At 64.9% G+C, this 10,904-nt stretch carries 10 protein-coding genes and 1 pseudogene; 10 read left to right on the top strand and 1 reads right to left on the bottom strand.

Annotation, left to right across the window (positions count from 1 at the left end):
* From EN932_RS18725 to EN932_RS18705, 5 genes are all read left to right on the top strand, one after another.
* Positions 1-675, top strand: a 675-nt coding sequence (locus EN932_RS18725; protein WP_164890533.1) for a GTPase Obg, incomplete at its 5' end; no start/stop codon positions are given.
* 4 nt (positions 676-679) lie between these two features.
* The gene (proB, locus tag EN932_RS18720) at positions 680-1,870 is read left to right on the top strand and encodes a glutamate 5-kinase (protein WP_127368023.1); all 1,191 of its coding nucleotides are present in this window, start codon (positions 680-682) and stop codon (positions 1,868-1,870) included.
* A gap of 3 nt (positions 1,871-1,873) precedes the next feature.
* Positions 1,874-3,160, top strand: coding sequence for a glutamate-5-semialdehyde dehydrogenase (locus EN932_RS18715; protein ID WP_127385438.1), 1,287 nt, complete (start codon positions 1,874-1,876; stop codon positions 3,158-3,160).
* 162 nt (positions 3,161-3,322) lie between these two features.
* On the top strand, positions 3,323-3,910 hold the full coding sequence (locus tag EN932_RS18710) for a nicotinate-nucleotide adenylyltransferase (RefSeq protein ID WP_013529070.1): 588 nt from the start codon (positions 3,323-3,325) through the stop codon (positions 3,908-3,910).
* Between the two features lie 68 nt (positions 3,911-3,978).
* Positions 3,979-5,262 carry an MFS transporter gene (locus EN932_RS18705; protein ID WP_013529071.1) on the top strand — a complete coding sequence of 428 codons (1,284 nt, stop codon included), beginning with the start codon at positions 3,979-3,981 and terminating at the stop codon, positions 5,260-5,262.
* 9 nt (positions 5,263-5,271) lie between these two features.
* Here EN932_RS18705 and EN932_RS18700 read toward each other — a convergent pair whose 3' ends face one another.
* Complete coding sequence (locus EN932_RS18700; protein ID WP_013529072.1) at positions 5,272-6,123, bottom strand: mechanosensitive ion channel domain-containing protein; 852 nt, start codon at positions 6,121-6,123, stop codon at positions 5,272-5,274.
* Positions 6,124-6,365: 242 nt separating this feature from the next.
* Here EN932_RS18700 and rsfS point away from each other — a divergent pair, with 242 nt between their 5' ends.
* The 5 genes and pseudogenes from rsfS to EN932_RS18675 form a co-directional block, all read left to right on the top strand.
* Positions 6,366-6,743, top strand: a complete 378-nt coding sequence (rsfS, locus tag EN932_RS18695) for a ribosome silencing factor (protein WP_013529073.1) — start codon at positions 6,366-6,368, stop codon at positions 6,741-6,743.
* Positions 6,744-6,770: 27 nt separating this feature from the next.
* Positions 6,771-7,253, top strand: coding sequence for a 23S rRNA (pseudouridine(1915)-N(3))-methyltransferase RlmH (gene rlmH, locus EN932_RS18690; RefSeq protein WP_013529074.1), 483 nt, complete (start codon positions 6,771-6,773; stop codon positions 7,251-7,253).
* Between the two features lie 124 nt (positions 7,254-7,377).
* A complete protein-coding gene (locus EN932_RS18685; RefSeq protein ID WP_127385436.1) occupies positions 7,378-8,715 on the top strand; it encodes a murein hydrolase activator EnvC in 1,338 nt (445 codons plus the stop codon).
* Entirely contained in the window at positions 8,716-10,047 is a 1,332-nt protein-coding gene (locus tag EN932_RS18680; RefSeq protein WP_024502881.1) for a S41 family peptidase, read from the top strand.
* Between the two features lie 212 nt (positions 10,048-10,259).
* Positions 10,260-10,904: pseudogene (locus EN932_RS18675) on the top strand (divergent polysaccharide deacetylase family protein); the annotation flags it as partial.

Raw genomic sequence — 10,904 nt, 5'->3', positions numbered from 1 at the left:
GGCGGCAATGGCGGTTTCGGCAACCAGCATTTCAAGACCTCGACGAACCAGGCGCCGCGCCGCGCCAATCCCGGCCTGCCGGGGCAAGAGCTCAACATCTGGCTGCGGCTGAAGCTGATCGCCGATGCCGGGCTGGTCGGGCTGCCCAATGCCGGCAAGTCGACATTCCTGGCGGCGGTCACCGCAGCCAAGCCGAAGATCGCCGACTATCCCTTCACGACGCTGCATCCCGGCCTCGGCGTTGCCCGCATCGACGCGCGCGAATTCGTCATCGCCGACATTCCGGGCCTCATCGAAGGCGCGCATGAGGGCGTCGGCATCGGCGATCGCTTCCTTGGCCACGTCGAGCGCACGCGTGTGCTGCTGCATCTGGTTTCGGCGCAGGAGGAAAATCCGGGCAAGGCCTACAAGACCGTGCGAGCCGAGCTCGACGCCTATGGCCATGGCCTCACCGACAAGGTCGAGATCCTGGCGCTTTCCCAGGTCGACACGCTCGACGCCGATGCGCGCAAGAAGAAGGTCGCCTCGCTGAAACGCGCTGCCGGCCGCGCGCCGATGCTGTTGTCGGCGGTCACCGGCGAGGGCGTCGAGGCGGTGCAGCGGGCGCTGATGGCGGTGATTGCTGAGGCGCGCGCGCAGATCGCGGCGCCGGTCGAGACGCGCTGGGACAAATAGGGTCATGCAGTCGCTGAGAAAATATCGGCGCATCACCGTCAAGATCGGCTCGGCGCTGCTCGTCGACCGCACGACGGGCCTGAAGCGCGACTGGCTGGCTTCGCTCGCCGACGACATTGCCGGGCTGGCCCAGGGCGGCGCTGAAATCCTCGTCGTGTCGTCCGGCGCCATCGCGCTTGGCCGCACCATCCTTGGCCTCGGCAAGCGAGCCCTGAAACTGGAGGAGAGCCAGGCGGCGGCAGCCGTGGGACAGATCGCGCTGGCCGGCGCCTGGTCGGACGCGCTCGGCAAGGGCAGCCTGAAATCGGGCCAGATCCTGCTGACGCTCGGCGACACCGAGGAGCGCCGCCGCTATCTCAACGCGCGGGCGACGATCTCGACACTCTTGAAGATGAAGGCAGTGCCGGTCATCAACGAGAACGACACGGTGGCGACTTCCGAAATCCGCTACGGCGACAATGACCGGCTGGCGGCCCGCGTCGCCACCATGATGGGCGCCGATCTTTTGGTGCTGCTTTCCGACATCGACGGGCTCTACACCGCGCCGCCGGCGCGCGACCCCAACGCCAAATTCATTCCGGTGGTCGACCGCATCACGCCTGATATCGAGGCGATGGCGGGTGCGGCCGCTTCCGAGCTGTCGCGCGGCGGCATGCGCACGAAGCTCGATGCCGGCAAGATCGCGACCGCCGCCGGCACCGCGATGATCATCACGTCGGGCACTCGGCTGTCGCCGCTGATGGCGATCGAACGCGGCGAGCGCGCTACTTTCTTTCGGCCGAGCAGCAACCCGGTCAAGGGCTACAAAACCTGGATCGCCGGCCAGCTCGAGCCGGCCGGCCGGCTTACGGTCGATGCCGGCGCCATCGGCGCGCTGCTGTCGGGCAAATCGTTGCTGCCGGCCGGCGTCAAGCTGGTCAGCGGCAATTTCTCGCGCGGCGACACGGTGGCGATCCTGTCGCCCGAGGGCCGCGAGATCGCGCGCGGGCTGGTTGCCTATGATGCCGCCGATGCCGTAAGGATCGCGGGCCTGAAGACGGCCGAGATCGAAACCGTGCTCGGCTACGAGGCGCGTTCGGCGATGATCCACCGCGACGACCTTGTGGTGAGCCATTCGGGTGACCAAGTACGGGCCGGCGACCAAACAGGGGCCGGTGACCAAGTCACGGTCGGTGGCGATGTAAGCGGAGGATGAGCCATGCTGAAACTGCATGAAAAATCCGGGGATGACACTGTCGCGCTGATGGCCGATATCGGCCGGCGCGCCCGCGCTGCCGCCCGGCCGCTGGCCATTGCCACGACCGCCGCCAAGAACGCCGCACTGCTGGCCATGGCCGAGGCGATCGTGGCCCGTGAGCAGGACATTCTCGACGCCAACGCCATCGATGTTTCGAATGGTCATGAATCCGGGCTTTCCACCTCCTTCATGGACCGGCTGAAGCTCGATCCGGCGCGCATCCGCGCCATGGCCAACGGCATCCGCGAAATCGCCGCGCTGCGGGATCCGGTTGGCGACGTGATCGCGCAGTGGGACCGGCCGAACGGTCTGCATATCGAGCGCGTGCGCACGCCGCTCGGCGTCGTCGGCGTCATCTATGAGAGCCGCCCGAACGTCACCGCCGATGCCGGCGCGCTGTGCCTCAAGGCCGGCAATCCGGTGATCCTGCGCGGCGGTTCGGATTCGCTCAATTCTTCCGCCGCCATCCACGCCTGCCTGGTCGAAGGGCTGAAGCAAGCGGGCCTGCCGGAGGATGCCATCCAGCTGGTGCCGACCACCGACCGCGCCGCCGTCGGCGAGATGCTGAAGGGGTTGGGCGGCAACCTCGACGTCATTATCCCGCGCGGCGGCAAAAGCCTGGTCGGACGGGTGCAGGCCGAGGCGCGGGTCCCGGTCTTCGCCCATCTCGAAGGCATCTGCCATCTCTACATCGACCGTTCCGCCAAGCTCGATATGGCGGTGCGGATCGCCGTCAACGCCAAGATGCGGCGCACCGGCGTCTGCGGTGCCGCCGAGACGCTGCTCGTCGACCGGGCGGTTGCCTCCACGCATCTGGTGCCGATCCTCGACGCGCTGCGCGCGGCCGGCTGCGAAATCCATGCCGATACCGAGGTGCTGAAAGTGTTTTTCGACGCCAAACCGGCGACCGATGCCGATTGGGTGACAGAATATCTCGATGCCATCATCGCGGTAAAACTGGTCGACGGTATCGGTGGTGCGATCGAGCATATCGAGACGTTTTCCTCGCATCACACCGAGGCGATCGTCGCCGAGGATGCGCAAGCCGTCGAGCGGTTTTTCAACGAGATCGATTCGGCGATCCTGCTGCACAACGCATCGACGCAGTTCGCCGACGGCGGCGAGTTCGGCATGGGAGCCGAGATCGGCATCGCCACCGGCAAGATGCATGCGCGCGGACCGGTGGGCGTCGAACAGCTGACGTCGTTCAAATACCGTGTGCGCGGGTCGGGACAGGTGAGACCTTGAGCGCTGGTCTTACCCTTCCCCTTGTGGGGAGGGTGGCGAGCATAGCGGGCCGGGTGGGGGGACGACGCTGAATTCCGCGATACCCCCACCCCGCTCCGCTTCGCGGATCGACCCTCCCCACAAGGGGCGGGTAAGGAGGCTATCCCCTCCCACTATTTCAAAATGCCGCACGCCGAGAAAGGCCTCGCCGTCGGCCTGTTCGGCGGCTCGTTCAATCCGCCGCATGCCGGCCATGCGCTGGTCGCCGAGATCGCGCTCAGACGCCTGGCGCTCGACCAGTTGTGGTGGATGGTGACGCCGGGCAATCCGCTGAAGAACACCAGGGAGTTGGCGCCGCTGGGCGAACGGCTGCAGCTGTCGGAACAGATCGCCAAGAACCCGAAGATCAAGGTCACCGCTTTCGAAGCCGCCCATCACGTCCGCTACACCGCCGATACGCTGGCGCTGGTCAAGGCGCGCAATCCCGGTGTCGATTTCGTCTGGATCATGGGTGCCGACAGTCTGCGCGATTTCCATCGGTGGCAGCGCTGGCGCGAGATCGTCATGACCTTCCCGATCGCCGTCATCGACCGCCCGGGCGCGACGCTGTCGTTCCTGTCCTCGGTCGTCGCCAAGACCTTCGACTATGCCCGCATCGACGAGGGCGATGCGCCGCGGCTTGCCCGCATGAAGGCGCCGGCCTGGACCTTCATTCACGGCCCGCGCTCGTCGCTGTCATCGAGCGCGATCCGCAAGCTGGCGAAGGGGTGAGCCCGGCCGCCCGGCCATGTCGCTTTTATCGCTTCCTTTGCCCGTTTCATGGGCAATCCTGAGCAGGCATGTCGATTCCCAGGAAAAACCGCAGCGAAGCCGAGCAGGGCGCCGAGCCCACGCCGCTGATCGCGATTGCCAGCGTCATCGTGTCGATGGCGCTGATTGCCGTCGGCAACGGGCTGATGTTTGCCTACATCCCGGTCCGGCTTGGCGCCGAGGGTTTCGATCCGACCTGGGCCGGGCTGATCATCACCGGGCTTTCGGCCGGCGGGCTCGCCGGCTGCATCTTGACCGGACCGCTGGTGCGAAGGGTCGGCCATGCCCGCGCCTTCATGGTGCTGTCGGCGCTGATCGCGCTGGCCAACGCCGCTGTCGGCGCCGGGGTCCTTCCGCTGCTGTGGATAGCCGCCCGCGCGCTCTACGGCTTTGCCATATGCGGCCTGTTCATCGTCGCGCAGAGCTGGCTGAACGATGCGGTTGCCAACGCCATCCGCGGCCGGGTGATGGCTTTCTTCTACGTTGCCTATGTCGCCGGGCTCGGCGTCGGCTACGCGACGCTAGCGCTGGTCGATATCAGGACAGCGGATGCGCCGCTGATCGGCATCGTCTTCACCGCGCTGTCGATCCTCCCTGTCGGGATGACCAAACTTGCCCAGCCGCCGGCGCCGCAGGCGGCCTCGGTGGCGCTGCGCCGTGCCTGGCGGGTTTCACCGGTCGGCGTCGCCGGCATGCTTGCCGTCGGCGGCCTGTCGATGTCGATTGCTGGCTTCGCACCGATCCACGCCACGGCCAAGGGCTACAGCCAGGCCGACGTGGCGCTGCTGCTTTCGGCGATGCCTCTCGGCACGCTGATCCTGCAGATCCCGCTTGGCTGGATTTCCGACCGAACCGACCGCCGCTATGTGCTGATCGCCGCATCCGCGCTCGCCATGGTCGCCGGCCTGTTTGCACTCGGGTTCGATGGCGGCGCGCTGGCCGCGTTGGTTGTGATCTATATCGTGTGGGACGGCGCTTCGGAATCGATCTATTCGCTGGCCAGTGCGCACGCCGCCGACCGCGCCGGCAAGGACGACATGGTGGCGCTGTCCAGTTCGCTTTTGTTTGCCTGGTCGCTGTCGGGCTTCGTCGTGCCCGGCATCGTGACGGCGCTGTCGGCCGTCTTCGGAACGCAGGCTTTCATCTATGTGGCTGTTCTCATCGCCGCAGCCTTCTGCCTGTTCGTGCTTTTGCGTGTGTTCACGACGCGTGCGGTCCCGGTCGGCGAAACCGGCAGTTTCGCACCGATGACGGCGCAGGCGCCGTTGCCGGTCGAACTCGCCTTCGCACCGGACGATGAGGGCCGGCACTGAGCCACCCGACTATTGTCGACGGGCTTCCGGCGACGGGGCTTCCGGTGGCGGCAGCGGGATCGATATGCCTTCGCTATCGAATTCCTGTTTGGCGCGCTTGGTGAGATCGGTCTGGGTGGCGAAGAAGTCGGCCGACGATGTCCAGTAGCGCAAGGCAATCGAAACAGTGCTGTCGCCCAATGTCGCGACGAAAGCGATCGGTGCCGGCTCACGCTTGACCCGCCGTTCGGCGGCGGCAATGGCAAGCAAGGTCTTTTGGGCCCTGTCGATGTCGTTCCAGGAGCCGATGCTGAGCGTGATGTCGCTACGGCGCACGCCATTGCGCGAAAAGTTGCGCACCGGCTGGTTCCACAGCGTCGAGTTGGGCGCCAATATGTAGACCCCGTCGGCCGTCCTGAGCTTGGTTGCGAACAGGCCGATCTCCTCGATCGTACCGGCAATCGAACCGACCTCGACGGACTCGCCGATGCGAAACGGCCGCAGCGCCAGAAGCATGATGCCGGCCGCGATGTTCTGCAGCGTGCCTTGCAACGCCAGGCCGATGGCGAGGCCAATGGCACCGATCGCGGCAATGATCGAGGCCGTCTGCACGCCGAACTGGCCGAGCACCATGATGGTGACGAGGATCAGGATGGCATAGCGGACGATCTTGGAGAAGAAATGCCGCAACGTCGCGTCGAAACCATGGATATGGCCGAGACCGGCGAAGATCGAACGTTCGGCAAGGCCGGCGACGATATAGCCGACGATCAAGAGGATAACGGCACCGATGGCCGAGAAGGAGTAGGAAACAATCAGCGTGCTCAGTTGGGCGAGGCCAGCCTGGACGCTGAGGAAGGCGTTTTGCGGGTCGATCGGCATGGGGGAAATCCGGTTGGTCGGTGAGCCGATAACCCATGCCGACGGCGAGGGTTCCGATCTTTTCCGGTGTGCGGCGGAACCACAGGAGCGACAATACGTTCGTGCGAGGCAGGGTCCCGTCTTGAAACTGTCAGGGAACTCTGCCTATCTAAGTGGTGTCACCTGCTTCAAGGGGTGATTTGGTTGTTCTTGCTGCGAAAGGAAATACACTGAGAACAGCACTGCGGAAGAAGGCCGATATCATGCCTTCGCCGGCCAGGATCAGCGTAGACGACGCCGTGTCCCGCGCCATCAAGACAGTCCTTGCCAGTCTGGAAGACTCCAAGGCCGAAAATATTGTCTCCATCGACATCCAGGGGAAATCGAGCCTCGGCGACTATATGGTCGTCGCTTCGGGCCGATCGCACCGTCATGTCGCGGCTGTCGCCGATCATCTTCTCAAAGCGATCAAGGATGCCGGTCTCGGCACCGCGCGCGTCGAGGGGCTGTCCGGCGCCGACTGGGTCCTGATCGATTCTGGCGACATCATCGTCCATGTCTTCCGCCCCGAAGTCCGCGAATTCTACAATCTCGAAAAGATGTGGCAGGCGCCGGACCTCGAGGAAGAAACGCTCCACTAAGTCGTTCGCGCGGCTTACAAGGCAAGGATGAAGATATCAGTTCATGCCGTGGGCCGGATGAAAGCCGGCCCCGAGAAGCTGCTGGCCGACCGCTATTTCGAGCGCTTCGCCAAGAGCGGCCCGGCGGTGGGGCTTGAATTTGGCGGCATTGCCGAAATAGCCGAGGGGCGCGGCCAGACCGCCAACGAGCGCCGGCGTGAGGAAGGCCAGAAACTGCAGACGCAGTTGCAGCCCGGCACCGCGCTGATCCTGCTCGACGAACGCGGCAAAAGCTTTTCCTCGGAAGATTTCGCCGGGCGCCTCGGCCTGTTGCGTGACGGTGGCCGCAAGGCGCTGATCATCGCCATCGGCGGCGCCGACGGCCACGATCAGTCGCTGCGCGACCAGGCCGAACTGGTGATGTCGTTCGGATTGCTGACATGGCCGCATCAACTGGTGCGCGTGATGCTGGGAGAGCAGCTTTATCGTGTGGCCACCATCCTTTCGGGACATCCCTACCATCGCTCGTAAGCCGGTGAATTGGTGCGACACACCCGGATTTCCGCCCCAATGCCAACGTAACATTGCATCGAGTGGGCGGTTTCGAACATGGTTGATTGTTCGTTAACGAAGCCACGCATAGAGTCGGGCTTCAATGTCTGAAGACAGAAAATCAAGAACGGGCTCATGGTGCGCGCGCTGCGGCATCGCGGCGGCGGTGCTTGTGCTGTCGCTGCATGTGGGGCGGGCGGAAAACACGCTCGACATGGCTCCCGATCCGGACCAGAGCCGGGCCGAATATGAACGGGTCTCGAAGGAGATCTCGCTGTCGTCGGAACGATTGGCCAAGCTCTCCGCCGACATCGCGACGATCAAGAAGGATCACGCCTCGATCACCGCCGCATTGATCCAGTCGGCGATGACCGAGCAGAAGCTCGGCCAGGACATCGAGGACATCGGCGCCAGGCTGGAAGGGTTGAAGGGCCAGGAACAGAAGATCCGCGCCTCGCTGATGGCGCGGCGCGACGTTCTGGCCGAAGTGCTGGGCGCGCTGCAGCGCATGGGCCTCAACCCGCCGCCGGCGATCCTGGTCAAGCCCGAGGACGCGCTGTCGTCGGTGCGCAGCGCCATCCTGCTCGGCGCGGTGGTGCCGGAACTGCGCCAGCAGACCGATAGCCTGCTTGCCGATCTCAAGGAACAGACCAGGATTACGGCGTCGATCGAGGCCGAACGGGCGCGGCTGACGGCGGCGGTCGGCGACCAGACGGCGGAAAAGAAGCGGCTCGGCATGCTGCTGGAGGCCAAGCAGAAGCTCGAAGCCGACACGCAAACGCAAATGGCCGCGGAAAAGCAGCGATCCGAAGCGCTGGCGGCCAAGGCCGGCAGCCTGAAAGAGTTGATCGCCTCGCTCGAAGCGCAGGCCGACAAGAGCCGCAAGGCCGCCGATGCCGCCAAGGCCGCTGAGCAGAAGACGGCGGATGGCGACAAGACATCCGCGCCGGCGGAACTGGCGTCGCTGCCCGTTCCGGAAAGCAACCAACTTGCCGCCGCGGTGCCCTTTTCGGCGCTGCAGGGACAGATCGCACTGCCGGTGACCGGCCGCATCAAGCGGCGATTCGGCGCCGACGACGGTAACGGCGCGGTGATGCTAGGCGACATGGTTGCGACACAATCGGGAGCCATCGTTACCGCGCCGGCAGATGGAAATGTGCTTTATGCGGGGCCGTTTCGCTCTTATGGTCAACTCTTGATCCTGAACGCAGGCGACGGCTATCATGTCGTTTTGGCGGGGATGAGCAGAATCAGCGTCGCGACCGGTCAATCAGTGCTTGCAGGAGAGCCGATCGGTGCGATGGGAGAGGCCCGGGTGGCGAGCACCTCGGTTTCGAAGAATGGAAATGCCACGCCGGAACTCTATGTCGAGTTCCGCAAGGATGGAAAACCCGTCGATCCGGCCCCATGGTGGGCGGACCGTTTTTCTGGAAGGACGTGAATAATGCGGAAACTGTCGCTTCTGTTTGCCGGTGCGCTGATGGGCGCGTCCGCCATGAGCCTGGTCTATGGCGCACCCGGCTCGGCGGCGAACGCTGCAGGGTCGGAGACCTACAAGCAACTGGCGATCTTCGGCGATATCTTCGAGCGCGTGCGGGCACAGTATGTGACGCCGCCCGACGACAAGTCGCTGGTCGAGAATGCCATCAACGGCATGCTGGCTTCGCTTGACCCGCACTCCTCCTACATGAATGCCGAGCAGGCGCAGGATATGCGCGTCCAGACCAAGGGCGAGTTCGGCGGCCTCGGCATCGAAGTCACCATGGAGAACGATCTGGTCAAGGTGATCACGCCGATCGACGACACGCCGGCTGCCAAGGCAGGCGTGCTGGCCGGCGACTACATCGCCAAGATCGACGGCGAAGAGGTTCGCGGCCTGACCCTCAACGATGCGGTCGACAAGATGCGCGGCCTGGTCAACACGCCGATCAAGCTGACCATCCTGCGCCAGGGCGCCGACAAGCCGATCGAACTGACGGTCGTGCGCGACATCATCAAGGTCAAGGCGGTCAAGTTCCGGGTCGAGAACGACATCGGCTACATGAAGATCACCTCCTTCACCGAAAAGACCTACGACGACCTCGAGAACGCCATCGACACCATCAAGAAGCAGATTCCCGACGACAAGCTGAAGGGCTACGTTCTGGATCTCCGCCTCAATCCGGGTGGCCTGCTCGACCAGGCGGTGAGCGTGTCCGATGCCTTCCTCAACCGCGGCGAGATCGTCTCGACGCGCGGCCGCGACCCCAAGGACGTCACCCGCTTCGACGCCAAGCCCAAGCAGGTCGACGACATCAACGGCAAGCCGATGATCGTCCTGGTCAATGGCGGTTCGGCCAGTGCCTCGGAAATCGTCGCCGGCGCGCTGCAGGACCTGCGCCGCGTCACGGTGGTCGGCACGCAGTCCTTCGGCAAGGGTTCGGTGCAGACCATCATTCCGCTCGGCGAGAATGGTGCGCTCAGGCTGACGACGGCGCTCTATTACACGCCGTCCGGCAAGTCGATCCAGGGCAAGGGCATCACGCCCGACATCAAGGTCGAACAGCCACTGCCGCCGGAACTGCAGGGCAGGGATCTGACGCGTGGCGAATCCGATCTCAAGGGCCATATCAAGGGCGCCGACGAGAGCACGACGGGTTCGGGCTCTGCGGCCTATGTGCCGCCGGATCCGAAAGACGATCTGCAGCTCATCTATGCCGAGCAGCTGCTGCGTGGCCAGAAGACCGATCCGTCCTTCCCGCCCAATCCGCAAAAGGCGGTTCTCAACCAGTAGGGATCTGGAGCGGCGCACGCGCCGCTCCATCTTTCTGTTTGAGCATGATGGAAGCAATGCGATGCTGCCGGGACCGAAAGGTTCCGGCAGTTTGATTCGGGGGCGAGGCAAAGCTCCCAAGGCATGGCGCGGGGGTGCGCCGGGATTGATGAATTCGCGCATGCCGTTTCGAAGTGGCTTCGCCTTCGGAGCCATGCGCCCGGGGATTACGCTTGACTGATATCGGCAAGGACATCGAACGCCCGCTCGGACAGGCAGTCCGGCCGCCGCGCGCCGCCGGCAAGCTCAGCGGCGGTGCGATCATGGCGACAGTGGCCGTGCTGGTGGTGGCAGGCATCTCCGGCGCGATCGCGCTCAGGGAAAAGCCGTTTCGTAAGCCGCAAGAGGTTGCCGTTTCAACGCTGAAAGTGACCGCGGCGGCCGAACCTGCCGCCGCGCCGCCTGCATTGGCCCCGGCGGCACCGAAGCCGGAGGCGCCGGTCAAATCAGGTGGGCCGCAGATCATCCATGTGCAGACGGAGGAGGGCGATGGGCCGCCCAAGGCAGCGATCGTCATTCGCGACCCGTCGACCGTCGGCCAGAACCTGAAGGTCGCGCATATTCCCGACAAGGCGCTGATCGAGGCCAGCGAGACCGGGCCGTTGCCGGTGCGCGCCGCCGATGGCAGGCGGCCGTTCGACGTCTATGCGCGGCCCTGGTCGGGCGGGCGCGGCGCACGGGTGGCGATCGTCATCGGTGGGCTTTCGGTTTCGCAGACCGGCACCCAGGCGGCCATCGCCAAGCTGCCGGCGGAAGTGACGCTGGCCTTCGCGCCGCAAGGCAACAGCATCGGCCGCTGGATGCAGGCAGCCAGGCAG

Source organism: Mesorhizobium sp. M7A.F.Ca.US.002.01.1.1 (genome assembly GCF_004022955.1).
GTDB classification, from domain to species: Bacteria; Pseudomonadota; Alphaproteobacteria; order Rhizobiales; family Rhizobiaceae; genus Mesorhizobium; species Mesorhizobium ciceri.
This window is presented reverse-complemented; position numbering and strand designations above follow the sequence as displayed.

What these genes read in the sequence shown, in the direction of transcription:
- proB (WP_127368023.1), top strand. Translation starts at nt 680, where the DNA reads ATGCAGTCGCTGAGAAAATATCGGCGCATCACCGTCAAGATCGGCTCG.
- EN932_RS18715 (WP_127385438.1), top strand. Translation starts at nt 1,874, where the DNA reads ATGCTGAAACTGCATGAAAAATCCGGGGATGACACTGTCGCGCTGATG.
- EN932_RS18710 (WP_013529070.1), top strand. Translation starts at nt 3,323, where the DNA reads ATGCCGCACGCCGAGAAAGGCCTCGCCGTCGGCCTGTTCGGCGGCTCG.
- EN932_RS18705 (WP_013529071.1), top strand. Translation starts at nt 3,979, where the DNA reads ATGTCGATTCCCAGGAAAAACCGCAGCGAAGCCGAGCAGGGCGCCGAG.
- EN932_RS18700 (WP_013529072.1), bottom strand. Translation starts at nt 6,123, where the DNA reads ATGCCGATCGACCCGCAAAACGCCTTCCTCAGCGTCCAGGCTGGCCTC.
- rsfS (WP_013529073.1), top strand. Translation starts at nt 6,366, where the DNA reads ATGCCTTCGCCGGCCAGGATCAGCGTAGACGACGCCGTGTCCCGCGCC.
- rlmH (WP_013529074.1), top strand. Translation starts at nt 6,771, where the DNA reads ATGAAGATATCAGTTCATGCCGTGGGCCGGATGAAAGCCGGCCCCGAG.
- EN932_RS18685 (WP_127385436.1), top strand. Translation starts at nt 7,378, where the DNA reads ATGTCTGAAGACAGAAAATCAAGAACGGGCTCATGGTGCGCGCGCTGC.